Origin of the sequence: Mesorhizobium sp. M1295 (genome assembly GCF_040318135.1) — a bacterium.
In the GTDB taxonomy this organism is placed as follows: domain Bacteria; phylum Pseudomonadota; class Alphaproteobacteria; order Rhizobiales; family Rhizobiaceae; genus Mesorhizobium.
The window spans coordinates 23,922-45,717 of the sequence record NZ_JAMYLU010000022.1; the positions used below are offsets into that span (position 1 = coordinate 23,922).

Here is a 21,796-nt window from a genome sequence, read left to right on the forward strand (position 1 = left end):
AACGGCGCTTAACATTGGGTTATCTGAGTGTCACGATCGTAGATGCCGGTCTCCGAATCATGGCCTCTCAAATATCAAGGTAAGCGCCCGCCTTGCGGCATGTTGCAGCCGGGGGCGCGTCACCCTTTCGGACTTAGATTACGGGTTAGGATCGCGAAGTCTGTTCCAGGCCGGAGCGCTTTCCAACGCCGCATAGTTCCCCATTGCGATCTCCTGGACTATTTTCATTAGTGCTCCGCCAGCCGCGCGCGCAAGTGACCCGCCCACGCTTATCCGCCGTACGCCCGCCCCGGCAATCTGCTCAAACGTGAGACCGGAAACACCTTGGCCGAGGACATGATTGACCGGCACGCTGACAGAGCTGCAAATCTGCTCGAGAGACGCCAGATCCGGGACACCCGGCGCATACAGCACCTCAGCGCCAAGAGCTTCGAAGGCCTTTAGGCGGCGAATCGCCTCGTCGAGACCATACACGCCTTTACCCACCCCATCGGCGCGGGCGGTGAGCACGATGTCGTATTTTCGAGCAGCTGCAACCGCCGCCGCTACACGTGCCACCGCAGCATCAAAAATCGCGTATTGGCTGGCCAGGCTTTGGTTGTCGATCTTCGATCGAAAGTCCAGCCAATCCCGCTTCGGCGGCAAGCCGGACGGTTTCAGCCACGCCTTCTGGTGTGTCTTCATAACAATCTTCCAAATCGGCAGTGACCGGCACGGTCGTCGAGGCGGCGATCTCGGCGGCATATGCCAAGCTTTCGTCGCGGCCGACTTCCTTTGCTCCGTCCTTCTTTCCCTTCAAGAAGGCGTAACCCGAAGATGTTGTCGCAAGCGCCCTAAAACCCAGACCAGCCATCATTCGCGCGCCGGCTACGTCCCATGGGTTTGGGATCAGGAAGCAGCCGGATTTATGAAGAACGCGAAATTGTTCAACCTTCTTGGATCGAGAAATCACGCTGCCCCCTCAGACTTGGAAAAAAAGCCGGGTTCGACTAAATGCCGATGATTGCAGCTTTTCAATCGTCCGTTTTTCCGCCGAGCGCGACGTGCGGACCACTATGGCGCCTCCTCTCATGACCCGAACACCCGGAGATTGAATGTCCGGTATGCAAGAGCCCGTCTCCGGCAAGGTACACCATGTTGTAAGCCTCGGAAATACCCGCTTACAGATCGCTTATGCGCCTACGCGATCCGTAGCCGCGCCCGCAGCTGGGCGAGGAATTGCGTCGCTGCCACAGGGTGGAATAGCGAGGTCAGCCCGAAGAAAACCGCAGCTCCGGCGGTGCCGCCGGCGATGAGCGAGAAGATTGCCGGCACATCGCCGGCCACCATGCTGGCAAGCTTGGCGGCCACCCCTGTGCTGAGCGAGATGATTGCCGAAACGCCAATGTCGCGCCACGGCACCGGCACCGGCGTGAGCCGTTCGCTGATGATGATGCAGGTTATGGAGCCCACCACCGAGCCGCCCGCAAGCGCCAAAGCGGCGCCGATCTCCGCCATCGAAGGGATCAATAGCAGAGACAATGCGATTGTTGCCACCGAGCCGAAGAGATTGGCGATGATCAGCAGCCACGGCCGTTTGTGCGCGTGCACCACGACGCCATAGACGAAGCTGGTGAGGTTGGCACACAGCACGCTGAAGGCGATGATCGGAAACAGCAGGCCGAAGCGGCCGTGATATTGCGAGGGCAGCATGAGCTCAGTGATATCGCTGCTGAGCGCGACCAGCATAGCTGCAATCGGCAGGCAAAGCCGCATCATCAAGGCCATCAACTGCGATAGCAACCGACCCGATGCGGCGGGCCCGTCCTCGTCGAACCGGCTGACCACCTCGGGAAAGGCGCCCATGTTGATGGCGTTAGCGACCATGTCGATCGGTTGGCGGGCCAGCGCATAGGCTGCGGCGAAGATCGCCACAGCGCTGGCATCGTAATAGAACTTGAGGAACAGACGCTCCGCGCTGTTGAGCCCGAAGCCAACCAGCGCCATGATGATCAGCGGCACACCGAGCGCAAAGAAGTCTCTGTGGGTGAAGCGCGGCGGACCGGTAACGACGCGTCGGGATGCCATGATGCCCGCCACGATGCCGGCAATCAAGGCGCCGAGGCTCGAGCCGAGCGATACCGTCAGAAAGCTATCCTGGAAGATAAGGATGGCGCCGATCGGCAGCGCGAGTTGCAGCAGGGCACGCAGGGCTTCGAGCATCGAATAGACCGAGTGGCGCTGCTGCATCTGCAGCACCGTCAACGCGAAGCGGCTGATGGATCCGGCGACGAGATAGCCGCAGACCGCGATCGCGAACTCGACCCAGCGTTCCGGCACGACCACCGCCGACGCGCCTACCGATATGACCAGCGCCAGTGCCGTGGTGGCAAGCAACACCTGCCCGGCCAGCATCAGGCTGCCGCGGCTGACTTCGCCCTTGCCGCCAAGCCTGAGCAACGCGATGCGCAGCCAGTTGGTGACGGCAATGTCGGTCATTTCGCCGACGGTCACCACCAGAGTGAGCAGGCCATACTCGGTCTGGTCGATCAAACGCGTCACGACGACCAGCAGGAGCAACGCCGAGATTCGCGTCAGCAGGATCGCCGGAGCATAAATGAGCGTGGAACGGAGCAGCAAAGGCGTGTCCCTGGAAAATTCACCTTCGACTAGCCGCCGATTGGCGGAAAATCCAGCGCGATGACGGCGAAGGGTGAACAGATTCAGTTTGAACTAAAAGATTTGCCGTAAACCTTATCGGGAACGTTTGCTTTGCAGTTACCCGGTCTGTGTTATTTAGAGTACCATGTTGCAGCGCCTCATATCCGATCGAAAAATACATGTCCTGGTCGCGACGCCGTCGGGCGTTTCGGGCCAGGGCGGCATCGACCGCATCATGGGGGCGCTGAAGCAGGAGTTCGAACGGCAAGAAGTCACCGACATCGATGTGCGCTTCCTTGCCAGTCGTGGCTCGGGGCATGTCGGACTTTCGATCTTCTATATGCTCGGCTTTTGCTTGCGGATGCTTAAAGCGCGTCTGGCTGGACGCGCCGATGTCGTTCATATCAACATCTCAGTCTCCGGCAGCACCTATCGCAAGATGGTGATCGCCGCCTGCGCACGGCTGCTGTCGATACCCTATGTCCTGCATTTGCACGGGGCGCAGTATCAGACATTCTGGAAAGACGATCACGGGTTCATAAGCCGCCGTATCAAAGCTCTGTTCGAGCATGCCGATCGGGTGATCGTTTTGGGCAGGCTTTGGCGCGATTTCGTCGCCAACCGGGCGCCAGGCGCTGCCGGCAATATCGTGATCGTGCCCAATGCGACCGAAGTCCCGTCGCTGGCGCATGTCGGTGGCGGCGGCCACGTGCATATCCTGTTCCTGGGTCGTATCGGCGACCGCAAGGGCGTACCGCAATTGTTGGACGCGCTGCATCGCATGAACCCCGTCAAGAACTGGCGCGCCACGATTGCCGGCGATGGCGAAATCGATGCGGCACGGGCAAAATCGGCCGGGCTGGGGATCGCAGACCGGATCGCCTTTCCGGGTTGGGTGGGACCCGACGATGTCGCGTCGCTGATCTCTTTCGCGGATATTCTGGTTCTTCCCTCCTTCGCCGAAAACCTGCCTATGTCGGTGATCGAAGGCATGGCAGCCGGTTTGGCGGTGGTGGCAACCCCGGTTGGCGCGGTCGAAGACATAATTACCGACGGGCAATCCGGGCTGCTGGTGCCGCCAGGCGATGTTACTGCGTTGACCGACGCGCTGGGCCGCCTCGTGGAGAGCCCAGCACTGAGGGCGAGGCTTGGTGCCGGTGCCATGGCCGTGCATCGGGAACGGCTTGAACTCGCCCCGTTTGTCGGCGCAATCTGCGATGTCTGGCGGTCGGCGGCGTCAAGCCGTCAACCGGTCAAGCGCTGAGGCTGATGATCGCGGCGGCGCCTCAAGCCCGAATTCGCGGTGGAATATCTCCAAATTCAACAGCGCCCATATCAGCTTTTCGTGGTCTGCGGCACCCGTGGTGTGTTCCGAGACGATTTGATCAAGCTGTTTCGGGCTCAAATAGCTGCGAATGACGGAGTTAGGCGAGCAAAGGTGGTCGTGCACGTAGTTCCTCATCGACCCCCGAAACCAATCGGCGACGGGCACCTTGAATCCGATCTTGCGGCGGTTGAGAATTTCCTCCGGAAGTATGTTGGCCATGCTGCTGCGCAAGATCAGCTTACCCTTCCGCCAACCCACCTTGTAGCGATCGGGCAATTTGCTGACGAACGCAACCAGATCGCGATCGAGGAACGGCATTCTTCCTTCGATTGAACCGGCCATCATCATCCGGTCGCCTCGTTCCAGGAGATTGTCGGGCAACCACGATGTCTGATCGAAAAATAGCGCGCGGCGAAGATGGGATGCTGTCGCGCTTGAGGAAAACGGTAAGTTGTTGCGTCCATTGCGGCAATTGGCCGGCGCACCGATGAGGCGACTGTGTTCCTGCTCTGTCATGGCTCCAAACCAGGAGATCATCCGGGTGGCAAAGTCCCTTTCACCCGCGCTTCGGGCAAATGTATCGAACTTGGCCGATGCGCCAGGCATGGCACGTATCAAAGGGGCGAGGAGGTTGTTGTGGAGCAAGGCTGGAACGAGCGACCGGTAGATTCCAGCCAGTGACTCTGCGCGATGTTTGGGATACCCGCCGAGAACCTCGTCTGCCCCTTCACCTGTGAGCACCATCTTGACGTCCTGTGAGGCTCGCTCCGACATCAGGTAAATCGGAATGTCCGAACTTTGTGAAACGGGCGCCCCCAGATGGCGAATCAACTTCGGCAGGTGGTCAATCAGGTCGTCCGCTTCTATGACCAGTTCGCAATGATCGGTCTTGAAATGATCGGCGACGCGTCGGGCGAATGGAAGTTCACTATAGGCCGGTTCGCTGAAACCGACCGAAAATGTGCGAATGGGCTTGTCGCTGTGCTTGGTCATCAGGGCGACGATTGCTGACGAGTCGAGGCCTCCGGAGAGAAAGGCGCCGAAAGGTGCATCGCTGCGCATTCTGATCTCGACGGAATGGTCGAGCAGTTCCAGAAATCGTCGCTTGGCGGTTTCGTGGTCGATGTCCTCGGTCAGGTCCGTTTGATCTGGAGGCGTATAATAGCGCGTTTCCGTCACAGTCCCTTGCGACCAAACGGCATAGCTTCCGGGGTTGAGCTTGCGGATTTGTTTAAAAAGCGTGCGCGGTCCAGGCACGTAACGCCAGCGCAGGTACTCGTGCACAGCGTCCAAATCGAGTTGCTGCGCATTTGGCTGCGATGACAACAACGCGTTGATCTCTGAGGCAAAGGACAGCAGTTTTTCGCTCTGCATGAGGTAAAGGGGCTTTTTGCCGAACGGATCACGGGCGAGGATCAATTCGTGCCTCTGAGCATCCCAGAGCGCAAAAGCGAACATGCCGCTCAACCGTTCGAACATGGACAAGTGCCACTGATCATAAGCTCTGAGCAGCACCTCGGTATCGGAGCGCGTTCGAAAATGATGACCGAGGCCGATCAGTTCCTGGCGCAGCTCGATATAGTTGTATATTTCGCCGTTGAAAATTATTCTGAGATAGCCGTCCTCGATATGCATCGGCTGATTTGACTCTGGCGCTAAGTCAATAATCGCCAGGCGGCGATGGACCAATGCCAATTGTTCCTCGCCAGTATTCAAGTCCAAGAACTCGATGCCTTCGGCATCGGGACCGCGATGCCGCAATGCATTTGACATTCTGGCGGCCCGCTCTTGTGGGTTCTCGGCCCTTCGGCCGATCCACCCGGCAATTCCACACATTGTTTCCCCCTAGGCGCGCGTATTCCTCACTCCAGTACAACAAATGTATTAAACACTTCGTGGCTAACAGATCGAGCCGCGAGGGAAAAACTGCCACAGGCCGTTCTCGATCCAACCTGGCGTTGAGAGGATCGAAGTTGACGGCTGCTCATCCGCGACGAGAACTGACGGCAATTAGGGCAGGCCCAGTGCCTGCAGCATCTCCGGGTCGGGCACCGGGGGGCCATCGGGCCGGATGAGGCTCATCCCATAGCGATTGGAGAACTCCCAGACAGACCATGGGATCGCGAAGCGTTCGGCCTCTCGGCGCACCGCCTTGAGATAGCGCGAACGGTCGGCCTCGAAGGCGCCCATGCGGCCGTCCGCTGACATGAGAATAGCGCCGAATTCGCCCATGAAGAGCCGCCGGCTTGGAATGCCATGGCCTTCAGCCCAGTCGACGGCCTGACGAAAGCTCGTCTCGAGTTGGCTCTGCCCCCAGTTCTGCTCGAAATATTTCGCTACTGCTTCGCGCGCGGTGGCCATGTTCATCATCTGCTCGACCCTGCTCAAGCCGGCAGCTTCCATCCGCGCCCTAAGGGTTTCGGTCACCACTTCGGGTGTACTGCTGTCGGCAGGCCAGGGAAGTCCCGAAACAAAGCTGTTTGTGTCGTCGGGCCGCTGGTGGGTGAAGCTGTGCGGCTCATACATATGGAAGCTGTAATAGAGGTTTGGGTCATCAAAGCCGGGGCTGAGGTTGACCAGTCCGGCAATGCTGCCGCCGCAGGCGCCGGTCGCAACGATGGTGAGTTCGCTGCTGACCGCTCGAATGTCGTGGACGGTCCCCGCCATGATCCGCTGCCAGTCATCGCTGCCGCTTGGATCGCAAGGGTAATATGCTGGCTCGTTGTAAGGTTCGAGGGCGACTTTGTCGGTGCCTATCTTGACCAGCATGGCGGCGACCGCCACAACCATCTGGCGGTAGCCGGCAACGCCCTCGCTGTCGGCGCCGCCGTAGATCATTTCCATGCTGTAGTCCGGAACCTGAGTGACGCCATGCAGGTCGAAAACCACCTTGAGGCCGGTCGACGTGATCCGCTCGACGGCGGCGGCAAGTATGTCCAGCGCCTGCTGCCGCCTGGCGCCCTCGCTGGCAAGCAGAGGGCCGGGATCGACGCTCAGCCGGACGAAGTCGAAGCCCATCGATCGGATGTGGGCAAACACCTCCCCGGCCGGCCAATCGGTGAACGGCCTGCTTCCCGCAAGCCACTCCTTTTCGCTGCGATAGGGCGGCCAAACGTAGGTTCCGTCTTTCTCCACCGGCGACCAGTTGAGCCACTCATGCACGCCAACGCCGCGCTTGAGAGGGATGGGCGCTGCCTCGGCCGCCATAACCAAGGCGAGCACCCAGGCAACAACACACACCGCTTTTCTCATCGCTCTCTCCGCATGGTGCCGGAGATATTAACCGCAACGAACGGGAAAGAAGATTGCCGGCGCGCAGCTTTTCGACGGCATGGTATACAAGGACCGAAACGTTGACGGGGCGTGCATGAGAATCGGCTGGTACATCAACCGATTGCGCAGCATGGGACCGGCCGAGGTGTTGCACCGGCTGAGCGAGCAACGTCGAAGGATCGCGTCGCGCCGCCGCGATGATGGGTGGGAGCGCTATCCATCGCCGCAGTTGCACCCGGTGCTGCCGGGATTTCGCCACGCTGTGCTGGCAGCGACCGACGCTCAACGGCAAGCCATAGCGGCGGCCGCGCAAGAGACGCTTCAGGGCCGGTTTTCGGCACTCGGGCGGACATGGCCAAAGCGCGAGCCCGATGTTTTGTTTCCTGCTGAGCTTTGGCGTCTTGATCCGGTGACCGGCAGGCTTTGGCCTGGCTCCGAGGCTCATACTTTCGACATCGATTTTCGCCATGGCGGCGACCTTGGCGATATAAAATATGTCTGGGAAATCAACCGGCTGCAGCAATTGCCGCCACTGGCTGCACACCTGCTCCTCAGCGAGGACAATTGGTCCCGGAGGGCCATTGAGGTGGCAATCGGCAGTTGGCATTCCGCCAATCCGCCGTTCCGAGGCATTGGCTGGGCGTCCGGCATCGAGGTAGCGCTGCGAGCCATCAGCCTGATCGTCACCCTGGACCTCGTTGGCGACCGGCTTGACCCGACGACCCTGCGGAAAGCCGGTGAGATACTCGCGGCAAGCGCCTATTGGCTGCCGCGGTTTCCATCGCGATATTCCTCCGCCAACAACCATCTCGTCGCAGAATTGGCTGGCGAATATCTGGTCGGCCTGGCGCTCGGGGCCGAATCCGAAATCGCCCACGGCGCCCTCCTGAATGAGACGCACAAGCAGATACTCGCCGACGGCGCCGGTGCCGAGCAAACGCCGACCTACGCAGCCTTCAGCGCCGAACTCATCTTGCTGTGCGCCGCCGCGGCACGCCAGGCGGGAACGCCGTTTCCCCACGCTGTCGAAGCGCGTCTGGGTGCCTTCGCCAATTTCGTCGGCTGGCTGCCACTGAAAGCCGCCCGCTTCGGCGACGACGATGAGGGCCGCGTGCTGAAGCTGGGGGACGAGCCGAACTATATCCGATCCGTCGCGGCCGCCATCCAAAGCTTACTGGGGACGCCGGGCAACGCGCCGGGGCCCGACGACTTTCGTTCGCTTTTCTTTGGTGCGCCGTCGGGCCCGGCACCGGCGGTGCATGGCTTGCAGACATTCGCGCGAGGTGGGCTCTCCGTCTGGCGCGGAGCAATGAATGGCCGCGATGTCGAACTGACGTTCGACCATGGGCCGCTCGGCTATCTCTCGATAGCGGCGCACGGCCATGCCGACGCGCTGTCGCTCACCCTGTGCATCGACGGTGAGCCGGTGCTGGTCGATCCGGGCACCTGGCTCTACGGTTCGGGAGGCGCATGGCGCGACTGGTTCCGCTCCACGCCGGCGCACAACACGCTGAACATCGAGGGTAAAAACCAAAGCACCATCGCTGGGAATTTCAACTGGTCGCACAAGGCAGTTGCGACGCTGGTGGACAGCGAGCCTGGAACGCACTGGAGGCTGTGTGGCCGGCACGACGGCTATAGAAGCCGCTTCGGCGTCATGCATCAGCGCACTTTGGCGCGCCAGGCCGATGGCATCCTCATCACCGACCAACTGCTCAGCGGCAAGCATCAGTCCGAGATCGTCTTCCAACTGGCCGCCGGCCTCCATACCGACCGGCATGAAAACACGGTCACGGTGTTGCGCGGCGACGAGGCGCTATTGGCCATCCGCTTTCCTGATGCCGCGCTCGATATCCGCGCCGGCGGTGACATGCCGGGGCAAGGCGGTTGGGTTTCACTGCGTTTTGGCACCAGGCAGCAAGCCGAACGCCTCGCCTGGCACGGTGAAGTGGGCGAAGCTGGAATCCATATCCATCTTGCCCCAATTCACCCGCCGCAACGGCAAAAACCGGCGCCAACGTAGAGTTGCCGGGCGAGTTCCAGCCGTATTCGACATTAATTACGTTTGGACATTTAGCGGTTTCGTTACCGTTGATCTGCTAGTCTCGCATCATCCAGCCTGCTTTGCCCGCTGCGCCCGCAACAGCCACTGGTTGCAGGCGGCGTAGCAGGTGTGGCGGGGATTTCGTGCTTTGCAATTCGCCCCAGGAGCCGCTGCAACGATGTTTTCCGAATTTGCCAGAGCGATTGTGGAAAAGCTTTCGAACGTCAATCTGACCACGCTCGGCCTGCTTCTCCTCACCGCACTGGGCAGCGCGGTGATCGCCTACTGGCGAACTGCCGAACATAAGTCCCTCAGGGACTTTTTCGACTTCGCCTTCCCGGCGGAAGTCATCCTGCACCCGTCGGCGCGAGCCGACGCCCTGTTCTGGATCACGAAACGGGCGATGATGCCTTTCCTGCTCATTCCTGCCGGCGTCACCTTCGTCGTCGCGGTGGGCTACGGCACACGCGAGGCAATCGGCTGGCTCCTTAACATCCACGCGCCGCTTCTCGGCGGCCCGGCGGGACCGATGACGATCGTCATCTTCACCGCAACCATGCTGGTCGCCTATGATATTTCCTACTACCTCTACCACGTCGCCCAGCACCGCTTTCCGTTCCTGTGGGAATTGCACAAGGTGCATCATTCGGCCGAGGTGATGGTGGGGATCACCAAGGACCGGGTTCATCCGCTGGACGATCTGATGAACCGTATGTGGGATGGCGTCATCCCGGGCATCTGCTTCGGCATCTGGAGCCTCATTGCACTCGATCCGGTAGAGATCGCTATCTTCGGCATCAACGTCTACGTCATCCGCAACATCCTGATGATGGATTTTGTTCGCCATACGCATCTCAAGATCTCGTTCGGCCCGTTGAACAACATCATCTTGTGTCCGCACTGGCACCAGGTGCATCACAGCATCGACCCACGTCATTATGACAAGAATTTCGGCCTGCTTTTTTCGTTCTGGGATCGGCTGTTCGGAACGCAATTTGTCCCGGAGCCTGATGAAGACCTGAAATTTGGCCTGATCGATCGCGATGTGCGCGATTATCAGTCGCTCTTTGGGCTCTACGTCCTGCCGCTCAAGAAGATGACAAGGCATGTCATGCGACTGTTTCACAGGCGGCCCAATGTGGTCGCGCAGCCACAGGACAGTTCTCCTTCATGAACACCGTTGTTTCCATCGACGTCCTAGGCGCGGAGCGTCTGGAAATCGTCCGTTCGGCGGATCGCCTGGCGGCGGTCGAAGCCGCTTGGATGGACCTTTGGCATCGTACCGACGGGCTGATCTTTCAAAGCCATGCCTGGATTTCGGCATGGTGGAGTACCGTACAACGCCGTGACCAGCGCGCGTTGCGGATCGGCCTGGTGTGGAAGGGCGAGAAACTCGTTGCCGTCGTTCCGCTGGCGATCGGCAGGCGCAGGGGGCTGCGGTTTCTCGAATGGGCGGCCGGCAGCTATACCGACTATGGAGATATTCTCGTTGCCCCGGACTGCTCGTTGTCGGCGCTGCAGGAGCTATGGAGCCAACTCTGCGATGCCGGTGGCTTCGATCTTGCCCTGATCAATCGTCTCTCACCGGATGCGGCGGCCCGCAAAATTTTCACGCCGGGAGCTTCCAGCGGCATCAGGCTTCGTCCGTTTCACCGAACGGAAGTCAGCTATCGCGTTGCCGGACAATGGGAAAGCGGAGCGGCATGGTTCGCGGATCAGTCGAAAAAGACGCGCCAGAACTATCGGCGCGGCATCAAAGCGCTGGAAGAAACCGGAGAGGTGAGATTTCGCCTGCTTGCCCCCGACGAGCCGCTGCAACCGGTACTGGAGCGCCTCGCGGCCTTGAAGCGGAAATGGCTGACCGAGCGCATGCGTGAGTCCGACCTGTTCGAAGAGGGCGTGCCGGTACTCGCCGCGCTCGTCGACGCGCTGGCGCACGCCGGCGTGCTGCATATCTTCGTCCTGGAATGCAATGGCATAATGGTCGCGGTGTCGATCAACTTCGTCCAGCACGACGTGATGATGGCCTTCGTAACGACCTTCGATCCGGATTTCGGCCGGGCGTCGCCGGGTGTGATCCTGTTGATGGATTACGTACAGTGGTCGATCGATCACGGCTTGAGCGTGGTCGATTTCCTCTGTGGTGCAGAGTCGTTCAAACACAAATTCTCAACGCAGGCGGTTACGCTGGAATCCGTCATCGGAACGCGCACGGCACAGGGCGCGCTTGCATCCCTTGCCGATCGTGTCCTTCAGACCGTCAGGCACATGCGCGAGCGTTCATTGGCACCACCAGAGGGGCGCGATATCCCCGCCCAAGCCGAAGCAGCCTTGGACTAGCGGGACGCTGGCAAAAAAGCTCAAATGAAGCGCGGTATTGGACCGTTTTGCGGCGTGGTGCGGTCGCCGAGGTCGAGGAAGATTTCGTCGATGTAGCACCATCCCCAGCCTTCCGGCGGATCGTAGCCTTCGATGACGGGATGGCCGGTTGCCCGAAAATGCTTGGTGGCATGACGGTTGGGCGAGTCGTCGCAGCAGCCGACATGGCCGCATGTGCGGCAGAGCCGCAGATGCACCCACTGCGAACCGCTCTTCAGGCATTCCTCGCAGCCGAGCGCGCTCGGCGTCACGTCGCGAATGTCCCCGGCATGCCTGCATTCGTCCGCCATCATGCGCTCCTGGCCAGTTGAGGCGCCACGGCGAGACTGCCGCCTTGCGCGAGATATGCATGCAGCGCCGCAACCACCTGGGCACCTTCACCGACGGCAGCGGCGACGCGCTTGATCGAGCCCGCGCGCACGTCGCCGATGGCGAACACGCCGCTGCGGTTCGTCTCCAGCGCACCCGCTTGGCCAATGTCCGGCCCAGTGCGCACGAAGCCCTTCGCGTCCAACGCCAAGCCGCATTGCGCCAGCCAATCGGTGTTCGGATCGGCGCCGATGAACAGGAAGAGATGGTGGATCGGACGTGCTGTCTCCGTGTCGCGGTTGCGCCAGCGTACATTGCCAAGATTGCCGTCGTCGCCTTCCAGCGCCGTGATCTGCGTCTCAGCCAGCACCTCGATGTTCGGCTGTGCCCTGACGCGCTCCACCAGATAGCGCGACATGCTCGCATCCAGGCTGCTGCCGCGCGCCAGCAGCCATACCTTCTTCACATGCGCCGCCAGATAAACAGCAGCCTGGCCAGCCGAATTGCCGGCGCCGACCAGGGCCACCTCTTGCCCGGCGCAAAGCCGGGCTTCGATCGGCGAAGCCCAATAGTGCACGGAGGTTCCCTCGAATTGCGCCAGGTTTGCCATATCAAGGCGGCGATAGCGCGCTCCGCTGGCGATCACCACCGACCGTGCCCGCACGGTCTCCCCGCCGCCGACGGCGAGCGTGTAATGGGCGCCCGGCGTGTCGCTTGCACTGCCCAGCCGCTTCGCCTCGTCCGGTATCACCATTTCGACGCCGAATTTCTGCGCCTGATTGTAAGCGCGCGCCATCAGCGCCATTCCCGAAATGCCGGTCGGGAAGCCGAGATAGTTCTCGATGCGCGAGGAGGCGCCCGCCTGTCCACCAAAGGCACGGCAATCGAGCACGATCGTCGACAGCCCTTCGGAAGCCGCATAGACGGCCGCCGCGAGGCCGGCTGGTCCGGCGCCGACAATGGCCACGTCGTACAGCTTGTCGGCGTCGATCGGCCTCACCAGGCCGATGCAGCGGGCGAGCTCGTTCTCTCCGGGATTGAGCAGCAGCTTGCCGTTCGGGCAGAGCACGATCGGCAAATGGTGGATATCGACATGGAAGCGTTCGATCAGCGTCTTGGCGCAGGGATCGGTAGCGGAATCGAGAACCCGATGCGGCTGACCGCTGCGGGCTAGGAAACCTTGCAGCCGCAATACGTCACCGCTGTCGACCGGTCCGACAATGATCGGTCCGGCTGTGCCGCTCTCGAGCAGGCCGACACGGCGCAGGATCAGCGCCCGCATGATGCGCTCGCCGAGGTTTGCTTCCTGTACCATCAGGTCCCGCAGCCTTTGCGAGGCGATGACGAGCGCCTCGACCGGCTCGACCGCCTCCACATCCACCAGTGAGGGCCGGGCTGAAAGCTGCGCCAGCTCGCCGACGAAATTGCCCGCACCGTGCGTGACGATCGTTTCGCGCCGGCCGAAGCTGCCGCCCTGGATTATATCCACTTTGCCGGACAGGACCACGATCAGACCGGGCGCCAGCTCACCGGCTTTGACGATCTGTTCGCCTGCAGCATAGGACACGGCTTCGCCGAAACGGCCCATGCGGTCCAGGTCAGGTTCAGCCAGCGCGGGAAACATCTGATCGCGACGGGCAATGGAGATCGGATTGGCAGATTGAGACATGGTTCGAGCCTATCGCCGCTGTCCGACAGATTGAAGCGGTTTTTTGCGGCTTGCGGGCCGTAGGAACCTAACCCGCCTGTCGGTAAACGCTGCGCCCCTTCGCTTCGCATTTCACTGACAGCGGGCCGTGCGCCGGTGCCGTCGCGAGGTGCCTCACATTCCGTTGCATCTCCCTGATTTGTTTGATTTGCGTATTCCGGCAAACCCGACGCATGCTGCTTCGGCCGGCGCCTGTCTAAGCCGGCCAGGCCCGGCGCGCCGTCCTGTGTCAAACTCTCGGCCGCCGGGCTTCTGAACAGGAGAAACGGCCTGCGTCCGCTAGGCGGCTACCTGAAGCACGATCTTGCCGCGCGTATGCTGCTTCTCGAGCCGTTCCTCGGCTTTGGCGACGTCCTCGAGAGGATAGATTGCCTGCACGAACGGCCTGACCTTCCCGGCGTCGATGAGGCGGCTGATTTCGGCAAGCTGTGCTGCGTTCGGCTTGGTCAGATAGGAGACGCCGCGAGCCCGATGCTGGCGGGCCTTTTCCGCCGACGGTTCGGAAAGCGTTGAGACGAGCGTGCCGCCGGGTTTGAGCACGTCCCACGAGCGGTCCTGTGTTTCACCTGCTACTAGGTCGAAGACGAGGTTGACGTCCTCGACAACCTCCTCGAAGCGCTGGTTCTTGTAGTCGACCGCCTGGTCGGCGCCAAGCGCGCGGACGAAATTGAAATCCTGCGCGGAAACGGTCGTCGCGACGAAGGCGCCCGCAACCTTTGCAAACTGCACCGCCAGATGACCGACGCCGCCGGCGCCACCATGGATGAGGACCCGCTGCCCGGATTTGAGGCCGCCGTGATCGAAAAGGCCTTGCCACGCGGTAAGGCCCGCAAGCGGCACGGCGGCGGCTTCGGCGTGGTTTAAGCGTTGCGGCTTCGCCGCCGCCTCCGTTGCCTTGACGACGACATATTCGGCGTTGCCGCCGCGGTCGTTGCCGAGCATGGCATATAGCGGATCGCCCTTCTTCAGCGTATGGGCCCGCGTGCCGCACAATTCCACCACGCCGGATACGTCACGGCCGAGCGTGACGGGCAGATCCGCGCCCGAAGAGCCCTCGCGAACCTTGTAGTCGACGGGATTGACGCTTGCCGCGTAGACCTTGAGCGTGACCTCGTCGTCATGCGGCTGAGGCAACGGAACCGCGTCCAGCGAAAGAGCCTCCGGTCCACCAAAATCGTGGATACGGACGGCCTTCATGGTAATCATGGCTTGCTCCTCGTCGGTTTGCGGTCCAGTTCGCCTCTGAACAGTTTCACCGGCAGGCTGGCGTCTATCCGGCCGGCGGTTCGGTCGTGGCAAGGCCGGTCGACGGTGCGCCGTCAGTGTATCGTTTGCGAATGCTCGCCGCCGGGTTGCGAGATGCCGCTTAGCGCTTCACCGGCTGTCGCCGTCTCGCTGTTGGTGGCGAGGTCGCCCAGCGAAACGATGCCGACCAGGCGCTTGTCGCGATTAAGCACCGGCAACCGGCGCACTTTCAGATCAGCCATGTTGCGCAGAACATCCTCCGCGTCTTCGTCGTCGAAGCAATACCTGACCTCGGTGCTCATCACTTCCCGTACCTTGGCGTCAGGTGTCTTGCCTTGGGCGACGCCGCGGATTGCGATGTCGCGATCGGTTATCATGCCGACGAGCCGGTCGTTCTCGCCCACCGGCATCGCGCCGGCGTCGAGGCGACCCATCATTTCTGCCGCATCACGTAGGGTTTGCTGCGGACTGGCGATCTCGACGTCCTTTGTCATGCAGTTGCCAACTTTCATTTTAACCTCCGTTGGTTGCAGGCCCTGCCGCCGAATTCCGTGATGGAAGGGTGAATGAGCGCCAGCGCAAAACGTTCCATGGCAAGACCCGTTTCGAGCGCTCCGCCAAATCACCCTTGCCATCCTCCACTCCGACCGCCCTTCAGGCGGTCGGCCCGGGAAAAGTCGGTTCCGAAGGAATTTCGGAAGGGGTGCCAGGAGGAATCCCGATTGGCTCCTGGTCCGGCATTGGAATTGGATCCGGCGAGGGTGGGGGTACGCCTGGAGGTTCTCCCGGCGGAGTCTCCGGCGGGGCAGGCGGCCGGGCCGGCTCGGGATTGGGATTGTCCGGCAGTGGATTCGGGTTGTTCGGATCGGGATTGTCCATCGATCACTCCCCTGACATCTGTGGCCTGATCTCCGCTCAGAGTGGGTTGTCGCAGCGGCGATCAGGCTCTCTTGTCCTAAACCAAGGGGAAGCAAAAGCGTTCCCGATTCCGACGCCAAGCGCGGTGCGAATCTATCGGGCGGATCCCAGGCTGGCATACATTCCGTTGGTGCGGAATTGCGTCGGGTTGATGCCGTAGAGGCGGCGGAAGACCTTCGAAAAATAATTGGCATCCTCGAAGCCGCACATGATGGCGACTTCCTTGACCGGCAGGAAATCGGCCTTCGTCAGCAACTTCGCCGCGCGCTGCAGTCGCTGCTGCAGCACGAATTCGGCGGGCGGAAGACCTTCACTCTCGGCGAAGCAGCGCGAGAAATGCGCGCGGCTCAGGCCGCTGATCTCGGCGAGATCGGCAACGCGGAGCGGCCTGTCGAGATTGGCCTTGATGTGATCGATGACCGGTTGCATGGCGCTCTTGTCGTCGGTGACGGCATGCGAGCCGAAGACATCGTCGTAGAGCGCCATGGCGGCTTCATAGGCGACAGCCGAGGCGGCTCCGGGCGAGACCGCGCCTGTGATCAGGCGTACGCTGCAATCCGCGAGATGATCGATCGTCGAGGGCTTCAGCCGAAGCACCGGACCGACGGCGGCAAGGATCGATTTGTGAATGCGCAGTGCCTCCTCGCCGTTCATCGATATCCAGAAGAATTCCCAGCGTTCGCCCCTGGCCAGCCAGTAACGGTGGTTGTGCGGCACGAGAACCAGCAACGTATCGCCCCTTTGCAGACGGTAGTTCCGGTTCTCGTAGCGCAATCGGCCGATGCCGCTGATCGTGTGCTGGAGCACGGTAAACGGCGTCTGGCCGCGCCTGCGCCCATCCCAGTCGTAGACCTCGTTCTCGCGCACTTCATAGCCCGTGCTTGTCGGCATGGTGTGCAGGCGCTGGCGGCCGCGCGGCAGCGATACCGTCCTGCCCGCCGGCCCGGCGTCGATCAAGTTCCGCAGCACAAAATTACCCCTAAAAGCATAATCCTTCTCTGGTCGCGTGCTGAATTAGGCGCATAATCCCTCGAGAAAAGCAAAAGAAACCGCGGTCAAAGAGCGGACGGGAGGAAGCGCCGGAGTCCAGCCTGCACGCCATGGCAGGCGGGCCAGGCCTGTTTTCGCCGCCTTTGCCCTAACATTCGATCAGGTCGAGGTGAGACTGATGAGTTTCAAGATCGCTATCATCGGTGCGGGAAGCGTCGGCTTCACCAAGAAGCTCTTCACCGACATTTTGTGCGTTCCTGAATTCAGGGATGTCGAATTCGCGCTGACCGATCTCAGCGAGCGCAATCTCCAGATGATCAAGTCGATCCTCGACAGGGTCGTCGAATTCAACAGGCTGCCGACCAAGGTTACAGCAACGACCGACCGCCGTGCTGCCCTCGAGGGTGCCCGCTACGTCATCAGCTGCGTTCGCGTCGGCGGTCTCGAAGCCTATGCCGACGACATCCGCATTCCGCTGAAGTATGGCATCGACCAATGCGTCGGCGACACGATTTGCGCCGGCGGCATCCTCTACGGCCAGCGCAACATTCCGGTGATCCTCGATTTCTGCAAGGATATCCTTGAAGTCGCCGAGCCTGGGGCGAAATTCCTGAACTACGCCAACCCGATGGCCATGAACACCTGGGCGGCGATCGAAGATGGCAAGGTCGATACCGTCGGCCTCTGCCACGGCGTCCAGCACGGCGCCGACCAGATCGCCGAAGTGCTCGGCGCCAAGTCGCGCACCGAACTCGATTACATCTGCTCCGGCATCAATCACCAGACCTGGTTCATCGACCTGCGTCTCAACGGCCGCAAGATCGGTAAGGACGAGCTGGTTGCCGCCTTCGAGGCGCATCCGGTCTATTCGCAACAGGAAAAGCTGCGCATCGACGTCCTGAAGCGATTCGGCGTCTATTCGACCGAAAGCAACGGCCATCTTTCCGAATACCTGCCCTGGTACCGCAAGCGGCCGGACGAAATCACCCGCTGGATCGACATGTCCGACTGGATCCACGGCGAGACCGGCGGCTACCTTCGTTATTCGACCGAAACGCGCAACTGGTTCGAAACCGAATTCCCGCAATTTCTGGAATCCGCCGCGAGGCCGATCGATCCTGCCAAGCGCTCCAACGAGCATGCCAGCCATATTCTCGAGGCGCTGGAGACGAACCGCGTTTATCGCGGCCATTTCAACGTCAAGAACAATGGCATCATCGCCAACCTGCCGCAGGATGCGATCGTCGAGTCGCCCGGCTTCGTCGATCGCTTCGGTATCAACATGGTGGCCGGCATCACGCTGCCGGAGGGCTGCGCCGCCACTTGCATTTCCTCGATCAACGTCCAGCGCATGTCGGTTCATGCGGCAATCTCCGGCGATATCGACCTGCTGAAGCTCGCGGTCCTGCACGACCCACTGGTCGGCGCGGTTTCGACCCCGGAAGAGGTTTGGCAAATGGTGGACGAGATGGTCGTCGCCCAGGCCCGCTGGCTGCCGCAATATGCCGATGCGGTGCCGGCCGCGAAGGAACGGCTTTCGAAATCCAGGGTCAAGACCCGAGAATGGGCCGGTGCGGCACGGCGCGACGTCCGTTCGATCGAGGAATTGCGTGCGGAAAAAACGGCTCTCAAGCAGGCCGTCTGAATTTCATCGGGACGGATTGCGGTAAAGTTTCGGAGGGATTTCGGCGCCGCACCGTCTGCATAGCGTTCGAGGAGAAATGGAGCGGCGTCAACGCGCTCCTGAACAACAGGGAGGAGAGACGATGAGGAATTTTCGAAACATTGGCATTCTCGCAGGGCTGGCGCTTGGCGTCTCGGCCTCGGCGCTGAGCGCATATGCATCCGAGCCGACCGTGCCGCCGGTGCCCGCGCAATTTCCCGCCGAGGGAAAGATCAAATATGTCGCGCGCGACTCCATCCTGGAGTTCAAGGCACTTCCAGAATACCACGAACCCGATTGGGTCACCGACAAATACGTCAAGCCAGGCAAGCTGCCGCCGGTCAAGGACCGGCTCCCGAAGGAGCCGCTGGTCTTCAAGACCGGCAACATGCCGGACGGCGTCGGCGTCTACGGTGACACGATGCGCCATGTCATCGGCGGCCGGCCGGAGGGCTGGAACTACGGCGCGGGGCAGACGCAAGGCTGGGGCGGCATCGACATCGGCCTCTCCGAATGCCTTACGCGAACGGCCCCGCTTTTCCAGGTCGAAGCCAAGGACACCGAGCCGCTGCCGAACCTCGCCAGGGGCTGGGGCTGGTCGAAGGACGGCCACACGCTGACGATGCATCTGGTCGAGGGCGCGAAATGGTCGGACGGCGTTCCGTTCAACGCCGACGATGTGATGTTCTACTGGGACGACGAGGTGATCGACCCCAATGTCTCGCCGCTGAACGGCGCCACGCAGGAGACCTTCGGCGTCGGCACGACGCTGAAGAAAATCGACGACTACACCGTCGAGTGGACCTTCAAGGACGCCTTTCCGAAGCAACACCTCTACGCCATGGCTTACGGCAAGTTCTGCCCCGGACCGTCGCACATCCTCAAGCCGCAGCATCCGAAATACTCGAAGAACACTTACGAGCAGTTCAAGAACGCGTTCCCGCCGGAATATATGAACATGCCCGTGATGGGTGCCTGGGTGCCGGTGGCATACCGCCCCGACGACATCATCGTCATGCGCCGTAATCCGTACTATTGGAAGGTCGACGAGAAGGGCAACCAACTGCCGTATCTCAATGAACTGCACTACAAATTATCGACCTGGGCCGACCGCGACGTTCAGGCGGTGTCGGGGGCGGCCGACATCTCCAATCTGGAGCAGCCGGAGAATTTCGTCGCCTCGCTGAAGCGGGCGGCGCAAAAGGACGCGCCGGCCCGGCTTGCCTTCGGTCCGCGGCTGATCGGCTATAATCTGCGGATGAACTTCTCCGCCAACGGCTGGGGCAATCCCGACGAGCGTGGGCAGGCGGTTCGCGAGCTGAACCGCAACGAGGATTTCCGCAAGGGCGTTACCATGGCGCTCGACCGCAAGGCGCTCGGCGACTCGCTGGTCAAGGGTCCGTTCACCGCCATCTATCCGGGCGGCTTCTCCTCGGGTACGAGCTTCTACGACCGGAAGTCGACGGTCTACTACCCCTTCGATCTCGAAGGCGCCAAGGCGGAACTCGCCAAGGCAGGCCTGAAGGACAGCGACGGCGACGGCTTCGTCAATTTTCCTGCCGGCACCGCCGGCGGAAAGAATGTCGAGATCGTGATGCTCGTCAACAATGACTACACCACCGACAAGAGCCTCGCGGAGGGCGTCGTCGGCCAGATGGAGAGGCTAGGTCTTCGCGTTGTCCTGAACGGGTTGAACGGCGTCCAGCGCGACGCGTCCATGTATTCTGGCCGTTTCGATTGGATGGTCAGGCGCAATGATGAGGAGCTCACCTCGGTCGTACAGAACACCGAGCAACTGGCGCCGATCGGCCCACGCACAAGCTGGAACCATCGCGCTCCGGAAAACGGCCAGGTCGATCTGATGCCGTTCGAGAAGGACCTCGTCGACATCGTCAACAAGTTCGTCTCGGCGCAGGACAACGACGAGCGCGCCAGCCTGATGAAGCAGTTCCAGAAGATCTCGACGCAACACGTCTATACCGTCGGGCTGACCGAATATCCCGGCGCGCTGATCATCAACAACCGCTTCTCCAATATCCCGCAGGGAACGCCGATCTTCATGTTCAACTGGGCCGAAGATTCGATCATTCGTGAAAGGGTCTGGGTCGCTGTCGACAAGCAGCAGAAATATGAACTGTTCCCCGAACAGCTTCCCGGAAAGCCCGGCGACAAGGGTCCGACGAACTGAGTTTCCTCCCCTGACTTGAAAATTCCCGGCCGCGCTGCTGGCGCGGCCGGGACAAAGCCAGCGGCAAGGGGATAACTGAAACCGAGCGAGGAGAGAAACGGCCGATGCTGCGATTTCTGCTTATGCGCATAGCATCCGCATTACCGGTTCTCGCCATTTTGAGCGTGGTTACCTTCGCGATCATCCAGGCCCCGCCGGGCAACTATGCCGACTACATCCGCTTGCAGCTCATCAACCAGGGTGGAGCCTCCTTTGCCGAGGCCGATGCGCAGGCGAAGGCTTATAGCGTGGAGCATGGCCTCGATAAGCCGGTTCCGCTCCAATACCTGAACTGGATCGCCGGCATCGTCACCCGCGGCGACTTCGGCTACAGCCTGTATTACAACAAGCCCGTCGCCGACGTGGTGGGCGAGCGGCTGCCGCGCACGCTGCTGCTTGCGCTTGTCTGCCATCTCTTGGCTTCGGTGCTGGGCATCGGCTTTGGCATCTGGGCGGCGACCAGACAGTACAGCTGGATCGACAGTACGCTGTCAGCGATTTCCTTCCTCGGCATGACGGTGCCGCGCTTCCTGATGGCCCTGATCATCGTCTACCTGCTGGTCTTCCAGTTCAATGTGTCCGAGATCGGCAGCTTCTTTTCGCCGCAATTTGGCGGGGCGCCGTGGTCCTGGGCGAAGTTCGTCGATCTCGTCCGGCATGTCTGGCCGGTTGTCGCCATCGCCACCTTTGGCGGGCTCGCCTACAACATGCGGGTGATGCGCGGCAATTTGCTCGACACGCTGAACGCGCAATATGTCGAAACCGCTCGCGCCAAGGGTCTCAGCGGTGGTGCGGTCGTGATGCGCCATGCGGTGCCCAATGCGCTGCATCCGCTGGTCATGTATCAGGGCGTGGTGCTGCCCTATATGCTGACCGGCGAGATCGAGACTGCGATCATCTTTGCCCTGCCGACCGTCGGCCCGGCGATCGTCGGTTCGATGGCGGTTGGCGACGTCTATGTCACGGCGACCTTCATGATGGTGCTGTCGGCGACGCTGATCGTCGGCAACATCATCGCCGACATGCTGCTCGTCATGCTCGATCCGCGTGTGCGCCAATATGCAGGGTCCTGA

17 protein-coding genes are annotated in these 21,796 nt (G+C 61.2%); 7 read left to right on the forward strand and 10 right to left on the reverse strand.

Features of this window, described 5'->3' with window-relative positions:
• Positions 1-138: 138 nt before the first annotated feature.
• The 3 genes from NKH29_RS25445 to NKH29_RS25455 form a co-directional block, all read right to left on the reverse strand.
• On the reverse strand, positions 139-684 hold the full coding sequence (locus tag NKH29_RS25445; protein WP_353000813.1) for an isocitrate lyase/phosphoenolpyruvate mutase family protein: 546 nt from the start codon (positions 682-684) through the stop codon (positions 139-141).
• Complete coding sequence (locus NKH29_RS25450; protein ID WP_352788068.1) at positions 566-952, reverse strand: isocitrate lyase/phosphoenolpyruvate mutase family protein; 387 nt, start codon at positions 950-952, stop codon at positions 566-568. The genes NKH29_RS25445 and NKH29_RS25450 overlap by 119 nt, the downstream gene beginning before the upstream one ends.
• 227 nt (positions 953-1,179) lie before the next feature.
• Entirely contained in the window at positions 1,180-2,619 is a 1,440-nt protein-coding gene (locus NKH29_RS25455) for a lipopolysaccharide biosynthesis protein (protein ID WP_353000815.1), read from the reverse strand.
• 166 nt (positions 2,620-2,785) lie between these two features.
• Between NKH29_RS25455 and NKH29_RS25460 the strand changes: the two genes are divergently transcribed.
• Positions 2,786-3,904 (forward strand): glycosyltransferase family 4 protein, encoded by a 1,119-nt coding sequence (locus tag NKH29_RS25460; RefSeq protein WP_352844703.1) that lies wholly within the window; start codon positions 2,786-2,788, stop codon positions 3,902-3,904.
• Here NKH29_RS25460 and asnB read toward each other — a convergent pair.
• Complete coding sequence (asnB, locus tag NKH29_RS25465) at positions 3,878-5,803, reverse strand: asparagine synthase (glutamine-hydrolyzing) (RefSeq protein WP_352494482.1); 1,926 nt, start codon at positions 5,801-5,803, stop codon at positions 3,878-3,880. The two genes, NKH29_RS25460 and asnB, sit on opposite strands and share 27 nt — an antisense overlap.
• A gap of 174 nt (positions 5,804-5,977) precedes the next feature.
• Positions 5,978-7,219, reverse strand: coding sequence for a glycoside hydrolase family 5 protein (locus tag NKH29_RS25470; protein WP_023720689.1), 1,242 nt, complete (start codon positions 7,217-7,219; stop codon positions 5,978-5,980).
• A gap of 115 nt (positions 7,220-7,334) precedes the next feature.
• On the opposite strand from NKH29_RS25470, the gene NKH29_RS25475 reads away from it, so the two are divergent.
• From NKH29_RS25475 to NKH29_RS25485, 3 genes are all read left to right on the forward strand, one after another.
• Positions 7,335-9,263: a heparinase II/III family protein gene (locus tag NKH29_RS25475; protein WP_353000817.1), complete on the forward strand. Its 1,929-nt coding sequence runs from the start codon at positions 7,335-7,337 to the stop codon at positions 9,261-9,263.
• Between the two features lie 199 nt (positions 9,264-9,462).
• A complete protein-coding gene (locus NKH29_RS25480) occupies positions 9,463-10,458 on the forward strand; it encodes a sterol desaturase family protein (protein ID WP_353000819.1) in 996 nt (331 codons plus the stop codon).
• Complete coding sequence (locus NKH29_RS25485; protein WP_352494478.1) at positions 10,455-11,624, forward strand: GNAT family N-acetyltransferase; 1,170 nt, start codon at positions 10,455-10,457, stop codon at positions 11,622-11,624. Before NKH29_RS25480 ends, NKH29_RS25485 begins: the two co-directional genes overlap by 4 nt.
• A gap of 20 nt (positions 11,625-11,644) precedes the next feature.
• Here the strand turns inward: NKH29_RS25485 and NKH29_RS25490 are convergent, their stop codons facing one another.
• From NKH29_RS25490 to NKH29_RS25510, 5 genes are all read right to left on the reverse strand, one after another.
• Positions 11,645-11,956: a UBP-type zinc finger domain-containing protein gene (locus tag NKH29_RS25490; RefSeq protein ID WP_036238601.1), complete on the reverse strand. Its 312-nt coding sequence runs from the start codon at positions 11,954-11,956 to the stop codon at positions 11,645-11,647.
• Positions 11,953-13,641 carry an FAD-dependent oxidoreductase gene (locus NKH29_RS25495; RefSeq protein WP_352484041.1) on the reverse strand — a complete coding sequence of 563 codons (1,689 nt, stop codon included), beginning with the start codon at positions 13,639-13,641 and terminating at the stop codon, positions 11,953-11,955. The genes NKH29_RS25490 and NKH29_RS25495 overlap by 4 nt, the downstream gene beginning before the upstream one ends.
• A 318-nt stretch (positions 13,642-13,959) precedes the next feature.
• Positions 13,960-14,886, reverse strand: a complete 927-nt coding sequence (locus NKH29_RS25500; RefSeq protein WP_245278648.1) for an NADP-dependent oxidoreductase — start codon at positions 14,884-14,886, stop codon at positions 13,960-13,962.
• Between the two features lie 113 nt (positions 14,887-14,999).
• Positions 15,000-15,437 carry a CBS domain-containing protein gene (locus NKH29_RS25505; RefSeq protein ID WP_023720681.1) on the reverse strand — a complete coding sequence of 146 codons (438 nt, stop codon included), beginning with the start codon at positions 15,435-15,437 and terminating at the stop codon, positions 15,000-15,002.
• Between the two features lie 499 nt (positions 15,438-15,936).
• Complete coding sequence (locus NKH29_RS25510; RefSeq protein WP_353000844.1) at positions 15,937-16,734, reverse strand: AraC family transcriptional regulator; 798 nt, start codon at positions 16,732-16,734, stop codon at positions 15,937-15,939.
• 277 nt (positions 16,735-17,011) lie between these two features.
• On the opposite strand from NKH29_RS25510, the gene NKH29_RS25515 reads away from it, so the two are divergent.
• The 3 genes from NKH29_RS25515 to NKH29_RS25525 all read left to right on the forward strand — a co-directional run bounded on the left by NKH29_RS25515 (position 17,012) and on the right by NKH29_RS25525 (position 21,796).
• Positions 17,012-18,478 (forward strand): alpha-glucosidase/alpha-galactosidase, encoded by a 1,467-nt coding sequence (locus NKH29_RS25515; RefSeq protein ID WP_353000821.1) that lies wholly within the window; start codon positions 17,012-17,014, stop codon positions 18,476-18,478.
• Between the two features lie 121 nt (positions 18,479-18,599).
• Positions 18,600-20,684 (forward strand): ABC transporter substrate-binding protein, encoded by a 2,085-nt coding sequence (locus NKH29_RS25520; RefSeq protein WP_352856465.1) that lies wholly within the window; start codon positions 18,600-18,602, stop codon positions 20,682-20,684.
• A gap of 104 nt (positions 20,685-20,788) precedes the next feature.
• A complete protein-coding gene (locus NKH29_RS25525) occupies positions 20,789-21,796 on the forward strand; it encodes an ABC transporter permease (protein WP_031194486.1) in 1,008 nt (335 codons plus the stop codon).

Coding starts and splice junctions, on each gene's coding strand:
- NKH29_RS25445 (WP_353000813.1), bottom strand. CDS start 684: ATGAAGACACACCAGAAGGCGTGGCTGAAACCGTCCGGCTTGCCGCCG.
- NKH29_RS25460 (WP_352844703.1), top strand. CDS start 2,786: ATGTTGCAGCGCCTCATATCCGATCGAAAAATACATGTCCTGGTCGCG.
- asnB (WP_352494482.1), bottom strand. CDS start 5,803: ATGTGTGGAATTGCCGGGTGGATCGGCCGAAGGGCCGAGAACCCACAA.
- NKH29_RS25470 (WP_023720689.1), bottom strand. CDS start 7,219: ATGAGAAAAGCGGTGTGTGTTGTTGCCTGGGTGCTCGCCTTGGTTATG.
- NKH29_RS25475 (WP_353000817.1), top strand. CDS start 7,335: ATGAGAATCGGCTGGTACATCAACCGATTGCGCAGCATGGGACCGGCC.
- NKH29_RS25480 (WP_353000819.1), top strand. CDS start 9,463: ATGTTTTCCGAATTTGCCAGAGCGATTGTGGAAAAGCTTTCGAACGTC.
- NKH29_RS25485 (WP_352494478.1), top strand. CDS start 10,455: ATGAACACCGTTGTTTCCATCGACGTCCTAGGCGCGGAGCGTCTGGAA.
- NKH29_RS25490 (WP_036238601.1), bottom strand. CDS start 11,956: ATGATGGCGGACGAATGCAGGCATGCCGGGGACATTCGCGACGTGACG.
- NKH29_RS25495 (WP_352484041.1), bottom strand. CDS start 13,641: ATGTCTCAATCTGCCAATCCGATCTCCATTGCCCGTCGCGATCAGATG.
- NKH29_RS25500 (WP_245278648.1), bottom strand. CDS start 14,886: ATGATTACCATGAAGGCCGTCCGTATCCACGATTTTGGTGGACCGGAG.
- NKH29_RS25505 (WP_023720681.1), bottom strand. CDS start 15,437: ATGAAAGTTGGCAACTGCATGACAAAGGACGTCGAGATCGCCAGTCCG.
- NKH29_RS25510 (WP_353000844.1), bottom strand. CDS start 16,734: ATGCCGACAAGCACGGGCTATGAAGTGCGCGAGAACGAGGTCTACGAC.
- NKH29_RS25515 (WP_353000821.1), top strand. CDS start 17,012: ATGAGTTTCAAGATCGCTATCATCGGTGCGGGAAGCGTCGGCTTCACC.
- NKH29_RS25520 (WP_352856465.1), top strand. CDS start 18,600: ATGAGGAATTTTCGAAACATTGGCATTCTCGCAGGGCTGGCGCTTGGC.
- NKH29_RS25525 (WP_031194486.1), top strand. CDS start 20,789: ATGCTGCGATTTCTGCTTATGCGCATAGCATCCGCATTACCGGTTCTC.